General features: G+C 66.0%; 15 protein-coding genes. 11 read left to right on the forward strand and 4 right to left on the reverse strand.

Annotated elements, in window-relative coordinates; all coding sequences use genetic code 11:
* The first annotated feature begins 17 nt into the window (after positions 1–17).
* From JNC62_RS14995 to JNC62_RS15015, 5 genes are all read left to right on the forward strand, one after another.
* Positions 18–266: a hypothetical protein gene (locus JNC62_RS14995; RefSeq protein WP_374839821.1), complete on the forward strand. Its 249-nt coding sequence runs from the start codon at positions 18–20 to the stop codon at positions 264–266.
* A 166-nt stretch (positions 267–432) separates the two neighbouring features.
* The gene (leuD, locus tag JNC62_RS15000) at positions 433–1038 is read left to right on the forward strand and encodes a 3-isopropylmalate dehydratase small subunit (RefSeq protein ID WP_374839822.1); all 606 of its coding nucleotides are present in this window, start codon (positions 433–435) and stop codon (positions 1036–1038) included.
* 7 nt (positions 1039–1045) lie between these two features.
* Entirely contained in the window at positions 1046–1285 is a 240-nt protein-coding gene (locus JNC62_RS15005; protein WP_374839823.1) for a DUF2798 domain-containing protein, read from the forward strand.
* 1 nt (position 1286) lies between these two features.
* Positions 1287–1667, forward strand: a complete 381-nt coding sequence (locus tag JNC62_RS15010; RefSeq protein ID WP_374839824.1) for a RidA family protein — start codon at positions 1287–1289, stop codon at positions 1665–1667.
* Between the two features lie 660 nt (positions 1668–2327).
* Positions 2328–2762, forward strand: coding sequence for a metallopeptidase family protein (locus tag JNC62_RS15015; protein ID WP_374839825.1), 435 nt, complete (start codon positions 2328–2330; stop codon positions 2760–2762).
* Positions 2763–2916: 154 nt separating this feature from the next.
* Here the strand turns inward: JNC62_RS15015 and JNC62_RS15020 are convergent, their stop codons facing one another.
* The 4 genes from JNC62_RS15020 to JNC62_RS15035 form a co-directional block, all read right to left on the reverse strand.
* Entirely contained in the window at positions 2917–3318 is a 402-nt protein-coding gene (locus JNC62_RS15020) for a (R)-mandelonitrile lyase (protein ID WP_374839826.1), read from the reverse strand.
* A 225-nt stretch (positions 3319–3543) separates the two neighbouring features.
* On the reverse strand, positions 3544–5550 hold the full coding sequence (locus JNC62_RS15025) for a copper amine oxidase (protein WP_374839827.1): 2007 nt from the start codon (positions 5548–5550) through the stop codon (positions 3544–3546).
* 156 nt (positions 5551–5706) lie between these two features.
* Positions 5707–6930, reverse strand: coding sequence for a dihydrolipoamide acetyltransferase family protein (locus JNC62_RS15030; protein WP_374839828.1), 1224 nt, complete (start codon positions 6928–6930; stop codon positions 5707–5709).
* Between the two features lie 2 nt (positions 6931–6932).
* On the reverse strand, positions 6933–9011 hold the full coding sequence (locus JNC62_RS15035) for a transketolase C-terminal domain-containing protein (RefSeq protein WP_374839829.1): 2079 nt from the start codon (positions 9009–9011) through the stop codon (positions 6933–6935).
* Between the two features lie 127 nt (positions 9012–9138).
* Here JNC62_RS15035 and JNC62_RS15040 point away from each other — a divergent pair, with 127 nt between their 5' ends.
* From JNC62_RS15040 to bfr, 6 genes are all read left to right on the forward strand, one after another.
* Positions 9139–9606, forward strand: coding sequence for an Lrp/AsnC family transcriptional regulator (locus JNC62_RS15040; RefSeq protein ID WP_374839830.1), 468 nt, complete (start codon positions 9139–9141; stop codon positions 9604–9606).
* A gap of 193 nt (positions 9607–9799) precedes the next feature.
* Positions 9800–10726, forward strand: coding sequence for an ImuA family protein (locus tag JNC62_RS15045; RefSeq protein WP_374839831.1), 927 nt, complete (start codon positions 9800–9802; stop codon positions 10724–10726).
* Positions 10677–12197, forward strand: coding sequence for a Y-family DNA polymerase (locus tag JNC62_RS15050; RefSeq protein WP_374839913.1), 1521 nt, complete (start codon positions 10677–10679; stop codon positions 12195–12197). The genes JNC62_RS15045 and JNC62_RS15050 overlap by 50 nt, the downstream gene beginning before the upstream one ends.
* Positions 12194–15553, forward strand: a complete 3360-nt coding sequence (locus tag JNC62_RS15055; RefSeq protein ID WP_374839832.1) for an error-prone DNA polymerase — start codon at positions 12194–12196, stop codon at positions 15551–15553. The genes JNC62_RS15050 and JNC62_RS15055 overlap by 4 nt, the downstream gene beginning before the upstream one ends.
* A gap of 267 nt (positions 15554–15820) precedes the next feature.
* Complete coding sequence (locus tag JNC62_RS15060) at positions 15821–16132, forward strand: (2Fe-2S)-binding protein (protein WP_374839914.1); 312 nt, start codon at positions 15821–15823, stop codon at positions 16130–16132.
* On the forward strand, positions 16098–16583 hold the full coding sequence (gene bfr, locus JNC62_RS15065; protein WP_374839833.1) for a bacterioferritin: 486 nt from the start codon (positions 16098–16100) through the stop codon (positions 16581–16583). Before JNC62_RS15060 ends, bfr begins: the two co-directional genes overlap by 35 nt.
* The last annotated feature ends 222 nt before the right edge of the window (positions 16584–16805 follow it).

The following is a 16805-nucleotide window of genomic DNA, read 5'->3' on the forward strand; positions in this document are numbered from 1 at the left end:
CAGAGAAAGGGTTATCCATGCACAGCATCCGCTCCATCTTCCTCACCGCCGTCGCAATCGCCGTTGCCGCCGCCACGATCGTCTTCGCCGCTTCGGTCGGCTTGGCGCTGGCCGGGATCGCCTCGCTTGTGATGCTCGGCAGCTGGATCTCGACCAGGCTGCAGCCGACGCCGGTGCGCGCGAAGGCCTATGCCCGCGCCAACAAGCCGGGCCAGCGTGAACCGCGCGTCTGGAATGACGGTCGCGGTACGATCATCGATCTTTGATGGATCCGCTGACGGGATCTGCGCCGCGCTGAAGGCGCGGGCGGGCCCGCCTGCGCCGCGGGTCTTCTCGCCATGGTGGCGCCTGCCAAGATTCTCCTTCAATTCCCCGCCAAAGTGATCTAAACGCAAGCGCGAAACGCTACGCATCGCAATCGAGGTTCACGTCATGGACAAGTTCGTCAAGCTGACCGGCGTCGCCGCGCCGCTGCCCGTGGTCAATATCGACACGGACATGATCATCCCGAAGGACTACCTGAAGACCATCAAGCGCACCGGTCTCGGCACGGGTCTCTTCGCGGAGGCGCGCTACAATGAGGACGGCTCGCCGAACCCGGATTTCGTGCTGAACAAGCCCGCCTACCAGAACGCGTCCATCCTGGTTGCCGGCGACAACTTCGGCTGCGGCTCCTCGCGCGAACACGCCCCGTGGGCCCTGCTCGACTTCGGCATCCGCTGCGTCATCTCGACCTCGTTTGCCGACATCTTCTACAACAACTGTTTCAAGAACGGCATCCTGCCGATCGTCGTCAGCCCCGAGAACCTCGAGAAGCTGATGGACGACGCCAGCCGCGGCTCCAACGCCGTGCTGACCGTCGACCTGGAGGCACAGGAAATCACCGGTCCCGACGGCGGCCGCATCGCCTTCGAGATCGACGCCTTCCGCCGCCATTGCCTGCTCAACGGCCTCGACGACATCGGCCTGACGCTGGAGAAATCAGCCGCGATCGACAGCTTCGAGAAGGCCACCGCTGCCGCCCGTCCCTGGGCCTGACGGCGCGATGATGCCATTCCTGCCGAAGCGGCTCGAAGGCGCGGCCTTCGGGCTGCTGCTCTCCGGATTGATGTCCTGCATCGTTTCCGGTCTTTCGACCGCCCTTTCCGCCGGCGTCACGGCAAACTTCCCGATGCGCTGGATGGGTGCCTGGTTGCCGTCGTGGGGCGTCGCCTTTCCGGCGGTCCTGCTCGTCGCGCCGCTGGTGCGGCGCATCCTCGCCAAAGTCGTCATCCAGGAGGGTTGAGATGCGCAGGCTGATTTCCTCCGGGTCGCCCTTCGAGCGCACCGCCGGTTATTCGCGGGCGGTCGTGCAGGGCGACTGGTGCTTCGTCTCCGGCACGACCGGCTATGACTACGCCACGATGACGATGCCGGAGACGGTGGAGGCGCAGACGCGCAACTGCCTATCGACCATTCGCGGCGCGCTGGAGGAGGCGGGCTTCTCGCTCGCCGATGCCGTGCGCTGCCACTATTATGTCACCGATGCTGCCTTTGCCGACATCGTCTTTCCGATCCTGGGCGAAGCCTTCGGCGAGATTCGCCCGGCGGCGACAATGATCGTCTGCGACCTGATCCGGCCCGAGATGCTGATCGAAATCGAGGTCACGGCGCTGCGGCAGCGCTGAAGGGGTGTCCGGCGGCATCAAGGAGCGAAGGCAAGCGTCTTCCCCACGCGCGGGTTCCGCCGTGGCTTTGCTCCAAGCCTTACTCGGACGGGGCACTGAAAGCTGCCTCATCAAAGTTTAAATGTGTAGCACCTCTCAGTGCCCCGTTCGGCGGTTTCTGCCCGCAAACTCGGTCCTCTGCTGCTCCCATTTTCCAACAACGGGGCCATGTGTGCCACCCCAGGGGCACGTCCGGTGCGCAACTCGGGGAATACCCGCCGTCACCAGAGGGGACCTGTCTTGCAAACCCCCGATGCAGGGACATGCGTCGTTTCCCTGCACCAGGCGCCGGTCCCGCCTCGCCGCGACGCCTCGCGGTGTATCCTTCGGCGGGACGAGGGGCATTGTCGCATCGGAACGCGGCCCGTGGACGCTCCCGCCTCCAGGAATCGATCCTGCCCGAGAGCAGGGCTTCCGGCCACGATTGAATATAGCCCGTAAAAACAACTTGATAAGCAATTCGCATTTTTCGGGCGGGCAGGCGTGCAAGCCGCTGTCTGGGCTCAAATCGTCCCCGATCCGGGGCGTGGTGCCCGCTTCGGCGGCGCTTGCAGCCGCGCTAACGAATTCGTCACTCGAAAAGCCTGCGCGAAGTGCTATATGACGCATAAAGGAGCGCCAATGGCCCGCATTGACCAGACTGAAGATTGGCAGAACCGCCATGCCCCCACGATCAGCACCTTTGAATCGCTGGCGGTGGAGGCCTATGGCAACCTGCCGGAGGAATTCCGTGCGCTGACCGGAAACCTGATCATCGAGATTGCCGATTTTCCGACCGACGACGTGTTCGAGGACATGGCGCTGGAAACGCCGTTCGACCTGCTCGGGCTGTTCGAGGGGCGCGGCATTTCGGAGCGATTTACCGTCGAGACCGGCGAGATGCCCAACCGAATCACGCTCTACCGGCGCCCGATCCTCGACTACTGGGCCGAAAACGAGGAGACGCTGGGCGATATCGTCACCCATGTGCTGATCCACGAGATCGGCCACCACTTCGGCCTTTCCGACGACGACATGGAACGCATCGAGGCCAGCGCCGACCTGGCGGCGGGTTGAGCGGCCGCGCCATCCTTCTTTCGGGCAGCCCGGGCTTGCGGTTCGCCGCGCGTCGCGATCCTTCGGATTCGCTTCCCGCGCTTTAAGTCCTTGTCTTCGCATGTCGTTTCGCCAAGCCGCTGCACATTTTTGCGCGACATCTTTAGCCGGTCGGTCATTTCGATCCGGCGTATTGCGCGTCCGACACGTGTTCCAGCCAATCGGCCGTCTTGCCGTCCAGGGCCTCCTGCAGGGCGATATGGGTCATGGCCGCTTCCGGCGCGGCGCCGTGCCAGTGCTTTTCGCCGGGCTCGAACCAGACGACGTCGCCGGCGCGGATGACGCGCAGCGGATGGCCCCAGCTCTGCGCCAGCCCGCGGCCCGCGGTGACGATCAACGTCTGGCCGAGCGGATGGGTGTGCCAGGCCGTCCTGGCGCCGGGCTCGAAGGTGACGCTGACCGCGCGCAGACGGGCCGGCGCCGGGGCCTCGATGATCGGATCCTGGCGGACACGGCCGGTGAAATAGTCCGGGGAGGGGGTGACGGAGGGGCGGCTGCCGCATGGCTCGATCATCATGACGGTTTCTCCTTCTGTCACCGCGTTACGGCAACGCATCATCCTGCTACGGAAACGCTCGGACGGAAAGACGGGTGCGCGATGCCGCAGGACCTTGCGGCGGGGCCGGCGCGATGCGCCGACCCCCGACTGTCATGCCCTAAAGCGCGTCGCGATCCTTGGGATCCGCCCCCCGCGCCTTGAGTCCCTGCCTTGTCGCAAGTCGTCAGATTTGCCTGACAGGCCTTAAGACGGATTGCGGATGGTAATCGCCGGATTGTGATCGAAGAAGTTGTACGGCATCAGCGTGATGCCCTTCCACATCGTCGACATCACCGGCCAGTCCTCCATGTGCGGCACGTGGTGGAAGCCCATCGTGTACCAGGTGACGATGTCGGTGTCGTGGATGTTGCGGTCCTTCTTCACCCACTCCGGCAGGCTGTCCTTGCCATCGCCCTGGAAGGCGTATTCACCGCCGGCGTAGCGCTCCTTCGGATCGTAGGCCGTGTTCCAGAAGGTGTACTCGATATAGGCGTTGCGGCGGGCCGGCGGGTCGTTGATCACATCGAGCGGCGAGTAGGCGACGCTGTTTTCCGGCAGGATCATGTAGCCGGGGTGGTGGCCGAGCTTGGTTTCCTTGCCCATGTTCATGACGTGGTACATGGCGGGCGTGGCCGGGTTGACCTTGTAGCGGCCCTGAAGCTCCGTCATCGGCATCTCGTCCTTCGTCTCCCAGAAGGTGCGGCGCGGCGTGCCTTCCGGCGCGGTCGCGGGCACGAGACCGGTGCGGGCGAACATGTTGTTCTGTCCGTCGATGTCGAAGTCGAAGCGGAAGTTGAAGAAGTGGTCGTGGTTCGGCGCCACGAGGTTCGGCGCGATCAGCGTGCCGTACTTCGTATCTTCCGCCGCCGTGGCGTCCTTCATCGACGTGGAGGCGACGCCCTTGACGGCATCGAGACCGGTCGCACCGACCATCACGCGCATCATGCCGTTCTGCAGGAAGACGTAGTCGATCAGGTAATCGTAGTTGCCGACCTCCGAGGCCGAGCGGACGACGAGTTCGGTCGCCGGGCGACCCTCCGCCGGCAGCGGCTTGTCCGGCGTCTGGGCGAAGATCTCGTAGTGGCGCCAGGCCGGATCGCCGATGTTGCGCTCGAACACGCAAATCGCGTTCGGGATCTCGACCGGCGAACCGTCGTCGGCGTGGACGACGGCCGGCAGGAATTTTGCGTAGGCCGGGCAGTCGACTCCGGCGGTCAGCGGGCTCAGGAAGATGCCGAAGCCGTATTCGCCGCTGTCCATGTAGGTGCGCCAGTACCAGCCCTCGCTTGGATCCATGTAGGGAACGAAGACTTCGGAGAGACTGGCCTGATAGAGCACCGAGCGCGGACCCTTGCCGTCATTGGCGGTGATTTGCGAAAGCACGACGCCCGGCCGCTTGTCGACCCGCCAGCGGAAGCTCCACATGTCCCAGTTGATCAGGCTGCCATCGAGCGAGAAATTGGCGCCATCGGGCTGCGACAGCGTCGCCGCCCTGATCGGGTCGGCGAGTGCCATATCCTTGCGCGCGGCGATGTCGTCCTGGACGTAGCCCCAGCCGTCTTCCGGCACCGGCACGACGCCGGTGTCGACCACCTTGACCACCGTCTGACTGGTCAGATCGACGGTGGCGAACAGGCCCTCGATCGGCTTTGCATAGAAGTTGCTCTGGGTCGGATTGACGTAGCAGGGCACCTTCATCAGGCGCCTGCCGGCCTCGTCGGGCGTTCCGAACGCGCCGGCGGTCAATGGCAGACAGAAGACATCGTCCGGCTTCAGATTGCGTTTGGCGAGGGCGGCGACGAAGTCGGGGTTCTGCAGCGCCAGGTTCATGGCGCCGAGAAATTCCTCCAGCAACAGCATCGGCTGGCCCGTGACCGGCTCCCACGACAGCACCTTCTTCGTCGTGATGTCGACCTCGCCCTTGAACACGCCCTTGGCGGTCTTGACGTTGACGATGGCGCGGCGGTCTTCCGGGTCGCCGTCCTTCCATTTCAGCACAGCCTCCTTGGCCGGCTCCTGCAGCTCGATCAGCGGAAAGCGGCTATCGGCATCGGTCTTGCCGTCATCCTTGAGGATCTGGACGACGGCGGCGATTTCGGCGGTGGAGAGGCCGTCGAGCGGGTGGGACAGGGCAGCGCCGCTGCCCGCAACCGTGATGACAGCGGCGGCGGCCAGGAACCGGCCGGCCGTGCGCTTGATGAGATCTGGCATGGTGATTTTCCCTCTGGACTTGTTGATGAGCGGCCGGGGACACCAGCCCGGTCGCGCGGCAAGTCTAGCGGGGGGACTTTTTTGCAGTTTGGCATTTTCGGCCAAGTTGCACAAATCGACGCGGGCCTGTCGGCTCGGACGAGCCGATCCCAATGGTCATTCGGGCCAGTTTTCCAGCAATTCGACAAAGCGGGTCAGCCACAGGTTGGTCTGGTGACCGTCGACGGCGCGGTGGTCGATCGTCAGGGAGACGTAGGCCATCGGGCGAATCTGGATCGCATCGACGCCGCCGACCTCGCGCACAACCACGCGCTTTTCCAGTTTGCCGACCCCCAGGATCGCCGTCTGCGGCTGGTTGATGATGATCGGCGAAGCAAACAGCGAGCCGGAGACGCCGTGGTTGGAGATGGTAAAGGTGCCGCCGCGCATGTCCTCGGGCCTCAGCGTGCCGGCGCGGGCACTGGCGGTCAGATCCTGCAGCGCGGTCGCGATTCCGGCCAGCGACAGGTCCTGCGCCCGGCGGACAACCGGCACCACCAGGCCCTTGTCGCCCAGCGCCGTGCCGACGCCGATATTGACGTCGTCGAAAATCTCCAGGTGGTCATCATGCCAGCGGCTGTTGATCTCCGGCACCGCACGCATGGCGGCAGCGGCGGCGGCGACGATGTAGGCGGTATAGGAAAGGTGGCTGCCGCGCGCGGCGAGCGCGGCCTTGTTCGCCTCGCGGTGCTTCCTGATGGCGGAGAAATCCGCCTCGAACACCGCGGTGACATGCGGGGCGACCGTGACCGAGTGGAGCATGTTGCTGGCGATCGCAAGCCGCATCGGCGAGTGCGGGACCGTCCTGCTGCCGCGTTCCACCGGTCCGTCCCGCCCGGAGCGCGGCTCTGCCGGCCGCGGCTCGGGGCGGGCAGGCGGGCTCGGTTCCGGCGGGCGGGAGGCGTCTGCCCGTGCGGCAACGGCCGTCTCGATGTCGATGCGCGTCACGCGCCCGTTCTTGCCGGTACCCGTCACCGCGGCCGGATCGATGCCGTATTGCAGGGCCGCGTGCCGAACCGCCGGCGAGTAGCGCGTGACGTCGGGTGCCGCCGCCGCCGTTTCATGTGAAACAACAGCGGCCGGCGCGTGCCGGCGCGCGTCTTCGGCGCGGATGCGGCCGAGCACCGAACCGGGCCCGGCGTCGGCACCGTTCTGCAGCACGATCTCCGCCAGGATGCCGGCAACGGGGGACGGGACCTCCTGCGTGACCTTGTCCGTTTCCAGTTCCACCAGGGGGTCGTCGACGGCCACCGCCTCGCCCGGCTGCTTGAGCCAGGCGCGCACGACCGCCTTGGTTCCTTCCTGCTCGAGCGGTGCCAGAACGTCCATCAGCGCGGTCATGCTCAGAACTCCACCAGGGTCTGGATCTTTGCGCGGATGCGGTCGACGGAGGGCACGGCCCAGTCGAGCAGCACCGGATTGTGCGGGCTCGGGATGTCGGGCATCGTCCGCCGCGACACCGGCGCGTCGAGGTCCATGAAGGCTTCATCGGCGACGACGGCGGCAATTTCCGCGCCGAAGCCGGCCGTGCCGAGGTCCTCGTGCACGATCAGGCAGCGCCGCGTGCGCCGCACCGAGGCGAGCACCGCCTCGCGGTCCCAGGGCATCAGCGTGCGAAGGTCGATCACGTCGGCGGAGACGCCGTCTGCCGCCTCTTCGCAGCGCGGCACCATCGCGCCCCAGGTGACGATGGTGATGGCGTCGCCCGTTCGGGTGAGGCGAGCCTTGCCGAACGGCAGGGCGAAATCGTCGCCCGGATAGGGCCGGCGCGCCCAGGCATGGTCGAGCATCGCGCGATGCTCGAAGAAGATCACCGGGTCGTTGCCGCGCAGCGCCGTGCGCAACAGCCCGACCGCGTCCTCGGCATTGGAGGGCACGGCGACCTGCCAGCCAGGCTGGTGGACGAAGGCGACCTCGTTCGTCTGGCTGTGCCAGGGATCGCCGCATTTGAAGAAGCCGCCGGGCATGCGCAGCACGATCGGGGCGGCGAAACGGTTGTTGGTCCGCCAGCGGATCGTGCCGCAATCGTTGATCTGTTCGGTAGCCGGCTCAGCATACTTGCGGAACTGGATCTCCGGCACCGGCACCAGCCCGGCCAGCGCCATGCCGACGGCACGGCCGACGATGCCCTCCTCCGACAGCGAGGTATCGAACACCCGCTCCTTGCCGAATTTCTCCTGCAGGCCGAGCGTGACCGCGTGCACCCCGCCCTTCGGACCGACGTCCTCGCCGAACAGGACGACGCGCTCATTGATCGAAAGCTCATGGTCGAGCGTGCGGCGGATCGCCGTCACCATGTTGATGCGCTGGCCGTCGCCGGCCGGTTGATCGCGCGCCTTCGGGGCAACGTAGCCAAAACCGTGCTGGCCGCCCATTTGCTGCATCTCGCCCTCGAAGAAGATGTGGCGTGTGACGGTTTGCGGGTCGGCGGCCGGCCGGGCCTCCGCGGCCGCGCGGGCGGCCTCGGCTGCGGCGGCTGCTTCCGCCGCAGAGCCTTGCCACTCCTCAACGCTCATCACGGCGGGAACGAGATAGTCCTTCAACCGCGGCAGTGGATCGCGGGCCCACTCGGCCCGCACCACATTCTCGCTCTTGTAGGCCTGTGTGTCCTGGAAGCTGTGACCTTCGAGGCGCGGCACGGTCAGCCGCAAAAGCGCCGGCGCGCGGTTTTCTCGGACGAAGTCCACCGCCTCCGTCGTCAGCCGCGCGGCCTCGGCCGGGTCGCAGCCGTCGCCATCGAAAATCTCGAGGTTCTGCCAACCGGCAAGGTTGGCGGCGATGTTGCCGCCCGGGGTCTGCAGGGTGGAGGGAACGGAGATGCCGTAGCCGTTGTCCTCGATGTAGAACAGCATCGGCAGGGTTTGCGTGGTGGCCATCGTCAGCGCCGACCAGAAGCCGTTCGAGGCGACCGAGCCGTCGCCGCCGAGCGCGACACCGATGGCACGGTTATAGTCCGGCTTTTTCAGCACCGTGCAGTAATATTCGATCGCCTGCGCCCAGCCGGCCGTCGGCGTGTATTGCGAGCCGACGCCGCCGCACATGGGCAGTGCCGAGGCGCCGTGACGGTTCGGGTAGTTGAACACGACGCCGATGTCGCGGCCATCCGAATAACCGCCAGCCCGGCCCATGGCCGAACCGAGCGCGTCCGCCGGATCGACGCCGAGCGCCAGGAGGAGAGGGCGGGAGCGATAGTAGCCGCATGCACCGTCATGCCGCTCCGTCAGCCGGCAGCCGAGCAGGATCTGCGCCAGGTCGTGGCCGCGGGCGGAGAACTGGTAGAGCAGCTTTTTTTCCGGCATCAGCCGCGTCTCTTCCATTTCGTCCAGGGTGCGGGAAAGCTGCATCAGATAGGCGATGCGCTTCCAGTCGATCGTCTCGTCCGGCGCGTTGCGAACGACCCGTCTCAGCGCTGCCTGTGCCATCTCGCCTTCCTCCTCCGCACTGCAATCCCATACGAAATACTAATAGGCCTTGGCCGCGCGTTCCTTTCAGAATTCGACCTGATCGGTATATCTTTGAAACAGACGTTTCACATGGGGAAGAAATCGGATGAACCATATCGAGCTTGATGCCGTCGACCGGCAGATCATCCGCGTGCTGCAGCACCAGGCCGACATCAGCCACGCCGCCCTGGCCGAGAAGGTTGGCGCCTCGAGCGCGTCGTGCTGGCGGCGGATCAAGGCGCTGGAGGCCGCCGGCGTGCTTGGAAAAACCGTGCGCCTGGTGGAGCCGGAGGCGATCGGCCGGGGGCTGAACGTCTTCTGCCAGGTGCGGATGAAGAGCCACGACCCCATTGCCCGGCGGGATTTCGAGCGGTTCGTCGAGAGCCATGACGAGGTGCTCGAATGCTACTCGATGTCGGGCGAATGGGACTATCTGCTGCGCGTGGTGGCGGCGGACGTACGCGACTACGAGCGGCTTCTGATGCACGGCATTCTCACCCATGAGGCGGTCGCGAATTCATCCTCGCATTTTGCCCTCAAGAGCGTGAAGTACACGACGGCACTGCCGGTTTAGGGTCCGTCTTGCCGAGGCTGGCGGCGCCGGATCTTTGCAGATCCTGCGCTCTTCCGTCGACTATCGTCGGACACTCCCGCGTCCGGGAGCAGGCGCGGCTTTGTGATCGCTCCAGTTCAAATTGCCGTTGACTCTTGCCCGGCGTTCTGGAATCCATAAGAACATAACAGGAACAAACAGAGGAACGAACGTCATGGCAACGCCTGCCCTGGCGCAGAGGCGGCTTTTTGCCCTGCGTGAGACGATCGCCCGCATCGAGAACGCCGATCACCCTGGCCTCGCCCGGCGCAAACGCCACTGGCAATGGGATGAGCAGGGGGCGCAGCCCGTATCCGAATCCGGCGAAACAGACGGCCTCGACGCCGTTTTCGATGGCAATCTCCCGGCCTGCGGTCTTGTCGAGATCCGCAATGCGCAGACCCGCGATATGGGGGCTGCGACCGGCTTCTCCCTGGCCCTGGCCGCGCTTCGGCAGGACCGGGGCGAGAAGGGCGAGGGCGCAACGCTCTGGATCGGCCAGGCGATGGCATTCTCCGAGGCCGGCACCCCCTACGCTCCGGGCCTGAGAAGGCACGGCCTCGATCCGACCCGCGTGCTTCTTGCCAGGCCGCGCACGATCGCGGACGCGCTCTGGATGGCGGAGACGGCACTCGGCGTCCCGGCCTTTTCGACCGTCATCCTGGAGATCCGCGGCAATCCCGCCGGCTTCGGCCTGACCGAAAGCCGCCGGCTGCAACTGCGGGCGCGGGAGAACGGCATCCTGCTCCTGCTTCTGCGCCAGGCCGGCGAGGAGGAGGCGAGCAGCGCGCTCTGCCGGCTGCGCATCGATCCGGCCCCGGCCGGCGAACGCCCATTGCCGGACGGAACGACGCTTGAAGGCAGCATCGCCAATCCCGTCTTCCTGGTCACGCCGGAGAAGAGCAAGACCGCCGACCCGGTCGGCATCCTCCTGGAGTGGAATTCCCATGACCGCCGCTTTCACCGCCTCGAGCCCCGCCCTGCCGTTTCTTCCGAAGAGCGGCGACCAGCGGATCCTCTGTCTGTGGTTTCCCTACCTGGCCGCCGATCGCGTGGCGCGGCAGCGCTGGGGTCGGTCGTGGCTTTCAAGGGCGCGTCCTGAGCATCCGCCGGTCGCCTTCGCCGGCCGCAGCGACAATGCCATGCGGCTCGCCTTCCTCGACCGCGAAGCCGAACGGATCGGCCTGCGCAAGGGGCAGGGCGTCACAGAAGCGCGGGCGATCTGTCCGGCGCTGGACATCCTGCCTGCCGATCCGGCCGCGGACCGGGCCCTGCTCGAGGCACTGGCCGACTGGTGCGACCGCTACACGCCGCTCGTGGCGCTGGAGGGCGCGGACGGCCTCTATCTCGACATCACCGGCTGCACCCATCTCCATGGCGGCGAGCGGGCGCTGCTCGATGACGTGCTGTCGCGCCTGTTTTCGCTCGGCATCGAGGCGCGCGGGGCGATCGCGTCCACCCCCGGCCTTTGCTGGGCGGCCGCCCATTTCGGCGATGGCGGCGTGATCGATGCCGATGCGGCGCAGGCTGTGCTCGCTCGCCTGCCGGTCGAAGCCCTGCGCCTGCCCGAGGACGTGCTCGGGCCGCTCGGCCGGGTCGGGCTGAAGTCGATCGGCGATCTCCTGCCGCTGCCACGCGCGCCGCTCGCCCGCCGCTTCGGCCCCCTGCCGCTCCTCCGGCTCGACCAGGCGCTGGGCCTGGAGGACGAGCCGATCTCGCCGCGCTTGGCCGTGCCGATGCTGTCGGCGGAGCGGCGGCTGTTCGATCCCGTCCAGTCCGAGGAAGACATCCTTGCGCTTGCCACCCACCTTGCCGGCAGCTTGAAGGAGGGACTCGAGCGGCGCGGCGAGGGCGGGCGCCTGTTCGCGCTGCTGCTGTTCCGGGTGGACGGCCGCGTCTTCCGCCTCCAGGCCGCCACCTCGGCGCCCCTCAGAGACCCGGAGCGGATCGCCGTGCTCTTCCGCGAGCGGCTGTCGGCCGTGCATGACGACCTTGATGCCGGCTACGGTTTCGAGATCATCCGGCTCTGCGTTCTCGCAAGCGAGACCTTCGCGGCGATGCAGCAGGATTTTGCCGCCGGCACCGGCGAGAGCCGGTCGCTTTCGGGCTTTGCCGACCGGATCGTGGCCCGCTTCGGTCCGGAGAGCCTGCTCGCCCTCACCCTGCCGGAAAGCCATGTGCCGGAGCGCGCCGCACGCCTGACGCCCGTCGCCGATCACTGGGAGAGCGAGCGGGCCGTCGGCCGGAGCGCAAAGCCGGCACCCGCGACGGCCCCCCTCGGCGATCGCCCGCTGCGCCTGTTCGCACCGCCCGAGCCGGTCGAGACCGTGGCGGGCGTGCCGGAGGATGCGCCGAAGACCTTCCGCTGGCGCCGCAGCTTTCATCGGATCACCAGCACGGAAGGGCCGGAGAGGATTGCCGGCGAATGGTGGATCGACGGCGAGGACCAGCCGGCCCGCGACTATTTCCGCGTCGAGGACGAGGCCGGCCGCCGCTACTGGCTTTTTCGCGAAGGAGCGTATGGTGCGCAGCCGCAGCTCCCGCGCTGGTTCATCCACGGGGTCTTTGCATGAGCGGCCCGCCTGCCTTCTTCGAACTCGGTGCCCGGACCAGTTTTTCCTTCCTCGAGGGTGCCGCCCCTGCCGAGGCCATGGTGGAGGCGGCCAGCCGGATCGGCCTTTCCGGCCTCGGCATCGCCGACCGCAACACGGTTGCCGGGGTGGTGCGGGCGCACTCCAAGGCACGGGTCGAAGGTCTGCCCTTCTGTCCCGGTGCCCGCCTCGTCTTTGCCGACGAGACGCCCGACGTCCTCGCCTATCCGCAAAACCGGCGGGGCTGGGCCCGCCTCTGCCGTCTGTTGAGCTTGGGCAACCTGCGCGCGACCAAGGGCGAGTGCCTCCTTTACCTGCCCGACCTTCTGGAATGGCAGGCGGACCTCCAGCTCATCGTCATGCCGGCTGCCGGCCGGCCCCAGCCGGAGCGCCTGCGGCCCCTGCTTGCGCGCCTGCGCGAGAGCGCCGGCGACCGGCTCTATCTGGCGCTGGTCCCGCGCCGCGACGGCTTCGACCGGCATGACCTTGCCGCGCTGGCGCAGCTCGCCCGCGAGAACCGCATCCGGCCGATTGCCACCAACGATGTGCTTTACGATGTCGCGGAGCGCCGGCCGCTCGCCGATGTCGTCGCGGCCATCCGCCTGAGGACGCCGATCGCAGAACTGGGCTTCCACCGGCAGGCCAATGCGGAGCGACACCTGAAGGACCCCGCCGAGATGGCGCGGATTTTACGCGACCATCCCGAAGCGATCGTCAATACGGCGCATTTCTTCCGCGGGCTTCGCTTCGACCTGGAGGAGCTGAGCCACCAGTATCCGGACGAATCCGATGCCGGCATGACCCCGGCCGAGACGCTGCTGCGCTTGGTGCGCGAGGGCGGGGCCAGGCGCTATCCCGAAGGTATCCCGGCCAAGGTCGAGGAACGGCTGGCCTATGAACTGGCGCTGATCAGCAGGAAGAGGTACGAGCCCTACTTCCTGACCGTGCACAAGCTGGTGACCTTTGCCCGGAGCAAAGGTATCCTTTGCCAGGGCCGGGGTTCGGCCGCCAATTCCTCGGTCTGCTATTGCCTCGGCATCACCGAGGTTGACCCGAACCGGTTCACGCTGCTGTTCGACCGCTTCATCTCCGAGGACCGCGACGAGCCGCCGGACATCGACGTCGATTTCGAGCACGAGCGGCGCGAGGAGGTCATCCAGTACATCTACAAGACCTACGGCAAGGAACATGCGGGACTGGCGGCAGCCGTCATCAGCTACCGCGGCCGCTCGGCCGGCCGCGAGGTCGCCAAGGCTTTCGGTCTGTCGGAGGATGTCCAGTCGGCCCTGTCGGGCTCGATCTGGGGCTGGGGACGCTCATCCTTCTCCGAGACACAGGTCAAGGCGGCCGGCCTTAACATGGGTGACCCGACGACGATGCAGGTGCTTGCCTATGCCGGGCAACTGATGGATTTTCCCCGCCATCTTTCGCAGCATGTCGGCGGCTTCCTCATCACCCGCGACCGGCTCGACGAGGTCGTGCCGATCATGCCGACGGCCATGCCCGGCCGCTACATGGTGGAATGGGACAAGGACGACCTCGACACGCTGAAGCTCTTGAAGGTCGATGTGCTGGCGCTCGGGATGCTGACCTGCATCGCCAAGGCGTTTTCGCTGCTGGAAACCCATTACGGCAAGCGCACAACACTGGCGGCGATTTATCCGGACCAGAGAAGCGAGGTCTACGACATGATCTGCCGGGCCGACACGCTCGGCGTCTTCCAGATCGAAAGCCGGGCGCAGATGAGCATGCTGCCGCGTCTCAGACCCCGGGAATTCTACGATCTCGTCATCGAGGTGGCGATCGTCCGCCCCGGTCCGATCCAGGGCGATATGGTCCATCCCTACCTGAAGCGGCGGGAGGCCGTCAGGGCGGGCGGGACGATCCGTTATCCGAGCAAGGAACTGGAGCATGTGCTGGAGCGCACGCTCGGCGTGCCACTGTTCCAGGAGCAGGCGATGCAGATCGCCATCACCGCCGCCGGCTTTTCCCCCGCCGAGGCCGACCGGCTGCGCCGCGCCATGGCGACCTTCAAGCGCACCGGCACGATCGGCAGCTTTCGCGACAAGATGATCGAGGGCATGGTCGGCAAGGGCTACGCGCGGGCGTTCGCGGAGCGCTGCTTCCGCCAGATCGAGGGCTTCGGTGAGTACGGCTTTCCGGAGAGCCACGCCGCCTCCTTCGCGCTGCTGGTCTATGCGTCCGCCTGGCTGAAGGCCTATTATCCGGACGTGTTCTGTGCGGCGATCCTGAACTCGCAGCCGATGGGTTTTTATGCGCCGGCGCAACTCGTGCGCGATGCGCGCGAACACGGGGTCTCGATCCTGCCGGTCGACGTGAACCATTCCGCCTGGGATTGCCTGCTGGAGGGCACGGGCCCGTTCGACCCCGCCGCGATCGCCCCGCGCCACCGCCAGATGGCCGGGGTGATCCGCTCGAAAAAGGCGGTGCGGCTGGGGTTCCGGCTGGTCAAGGGCCTGAGGGAGACGGACATGGCAAGTCTTGCCGCCCGTCGCGGCACCGGTTATCGCTCGGTGCGCGACCTCTGGCTTCGCTCCGGCCTGTCGCGCAGCGTTCTGGAGCGTCTTGCCGACGCCGATGCCTTCAGGTCGATGGGCCTCGATCGACGACAGGCGCTCTGGGCGGTCAAGGCTCTCGACGACGGAGACGCGGCGGCCGCGCTGCCGCTTTTCGACCGGGCGGAAACGGACGAGTTGCGGCCCGAACCGCCGGTCCGGCTGCCGAAAATGCCCGACGGCGAACAGGTCATCAACGACTACCGCTACCTGACGCTTTCGCTCAAGGCTCATCCGGTTTCCTTCATGCGCGCCGATTTCTCCCATAAGGGGATCTCGCCGAACAACGCGCTTGAGACGGTGGCAAAGGGCAGCACCGTCACCGTGGCCGGGCTGGTGCTGGTGCGGCAGCAGCCGGGGTCGGCCAAGGGGGTCGTCTTCATGACGATCGAGGACGAAACGGGAATCGCCAACATCATCGTCTGGCGCAGGATGGTGGAGAGATATCGCGGCGTCGTGATGGGGGCGCGGCTCGTCAAGGTACGCGGCCGGCTGCAGCGGGAAAGCGGCGTCATCCACGTGGTTGCCGACCACCTGGAGGACATGACCGGAATGCTCGGCCTGCTGAAAGGCGAGTTGCACAGTTTCGGGGCCATGAGCCGGGCCGACGAGGTTCTTCATCCGGTGGACGGGGATGGGCGGGCGAAACGGGTGCTGCGACAGTTGCGCCTGGAAGGAAAAGACCTGACCCAGACGCGGGAGGCAAAGTCGGTGCTGCAGCAGGCTGCAGACGTGATGCCGAAGGGCCGCAACTTCCACTGACGGCAACCCATACCTGCATCTTCATGCGCTGCCCCACCAACCGGCCGATCTGGCGCAACAAAAAGTGATCACCAGGTGAACCCTCTATTGCCACGGCACGCCATCCTGACGCGGCCTCCAACATTTTGAAAACGCGACAAATTTGTTCATGTTTAGAATGACTGTAAACAAATGCGTCAGCAACGCGACCCGTTATATCTTGACAGCAATTATCCCCTTTTGCTTAATCGCCGAAACTCAGGGCATTGCGCATGGCAGGCAGGACAGATGCTGGTTTGCAGCTGCAACTTCATTAGCGAAAAAGAGATCGTCGACGTCATCAACGAACTCCTCGACCAGGACTGCTGGCAATTGATCGTGCCGGCAAAGGTCTATCACGCGATGGAAAAGCGTGGCCGCTGCTGCGGCTGCTTCCCCAATGTCGCCGACATCATCGTGCGCACGACCGAGCAGTACCATGCCGGGCGCCCCTCGACGGACGCAGAGATATTTGATTTCATGATCCGCCTCAGACAGCTCCACGAAGACAACAGGAGAGCGGACCTTGAAAGGCGACATAAAAGTCATCGAGCAGCTTAACGAAGCGCTTTTTCTCGAACTCGGCGCCGTCAACCAGTACTGGCTCCACTACCGTCTCCTCGAGGACTGGGGATATACGCTTCTCGCCAAGAAGGAGCGGGAGGAATCGATCGAGGAAATGCACCACGCCGACAAGCTGGTGGCCCGCATCATCTTCCTCGAGGGCCATCCCAATCTGCAGACCCTTGCCCCGCTGCGCATCGGCCAGAACGTTCAGGAAGTCCTGGAAGCCGACCTCGCCGGCGAGTACGCCGCCCGCACCGCCTACAAGAATGCACGCGACATCTGCCACGGCGCCGGCGACTACGTCAGCATGAAGCTCTTCGAGGAACTTCTCAGCGACGAGGAAGGCCACATCGATTTCCTCGAGACGCAGCTTGGCCTGCTGAAGCAGCTTGGCATCGAAAGATACGGCCAGCTCAACGCCGCGCCGGCCAACGAAGCGGAATAGTCCCAACCACCGTTTTCAGGCGTAGGACCCGTCGGAGACCTGCGCCGCGATCCGCGGCCGCTCTTTAGCCGTGCCGCATCACCGTGCCGGGCGAACGCACAAGGATAAACCCACAGAACCGCGACCGCTTTGTCGCCACACGCGGTGCAATCCGGCAGCGCACGCACTTGCTCCCGCCACTGCAAACAAGTGCCGTGCGTGACAGTGGAACGGGCGCATGGC

Source organism: Mycoplana ramosa (assembly GCF_041930185.1).
GTDB classification, from domain to species: domain Bacteria; phylum Pseudomonadota; class Alphaproteobacteria; order Rhizobiales; family Rhizobiaceae; genus Mycoplana; species Mycoplana ramosa.

What these genes read in the sequence shown, in the direction of transcription:
- JNC62_RS15010 (WP_374839824.1), top strand. Translation starts at nt 1,287, where the DNA reads ATGCGCAGGCTGATTTCCTCCGGGTCGCCCTTCGAGCGCACCGCCGGT.
- leuD (WP_374839822.1), top strand. Translation starts at nt 433, where the DNA reads ATGGACAAGTTCGTCAAGCTGACCGGCGTCGCCGCGCCGCTGCCCGTG.
- JNC62_RS15020 (WP_374839826.1), bottom strand. Translation starts at nt 3,318, where the DNA reads ATGATGATCGAGCCATGCGGCAGCCGCCCCTCCGTCACCCCCTCCCCG.
- JNC62_RS15030 (WP_374839828.1), bottom strand. Translation starts at nt 6,930, where the DNA reads ATGACCGCGCTGATGGACGTTCTGGCACCGCTCGAGCAGGAAGGAACC.
- JNC62_RS15005 (WP_374839823.1), top strand. Translation starts at nt 1,046, where the DNA reads ATGATGCCATTCCTGCCGAAGCGGCTCGAAGGCGCGGCCTTCGGGCTG.
- JNC62_RS15055 (WP_374839832.1), top strand. Translation starts at nt 12,194, where the DNA reads ATGAGCGGCCCGCCTGCCTTCTTCGAACTCGGTGCCCGGACCAGTTTT.
- JNC62_RS15040 (WP_374839830.1), top strand. Translation starts at nt 9,139, where the DNA reads ATGAACCATATCGAGCTTGATGCCGTCGACCGGCAGATCATCCGCGTG.
- JNC62_RS15060 (WP_374839914.1), top strand. Translation starts at nt 15,821, where the DNA reads ATGCTGGTTTGCAGCTGCAACTTCATTAGCGAAAAAGAGATCGTCGAC.
- JNC62_RS15035 (WP_374839829.1), bottom strand. Translation starts at nt 9,011, where the DNA reads ATGGCACAGGCAGCGCTGAGACGGGTCGTTCGCAACGCGCCGGACGAG.
- JNC62_RS14995 (WP_374839821.1), top strand. Translation starts at nt 18, where the DNA reads ATGCACAGCATCCGCTCCATCTTCCTCACCGCCGTCGCAATCGCCGTT.
- JNC62_RS15025 (WP_374839827.1), bottom strand. Translation starts at nt 5,550, where the DNA reads ATGCCAGATCTCATCAAGCGCACGGCCGGCCGGTTCCTGGCCGCCGCC.
- JNC62_RS15045 (WP_374839831.1), top strand. Translation starts at nt 9,800, where the DNA reads ATGGCAACGCCTGCCCTGGCGCAGAGGCGGCTTTTTGCCCTGCGTGAG.
- JNC62_RS15015 (WP_374839825.1), top strand. Translation starts at nt 2,328, where the DNA reads ATGGCCCGCATTGACCAGACTGAAGATTGGCAGAACCGCCATGCCCCC.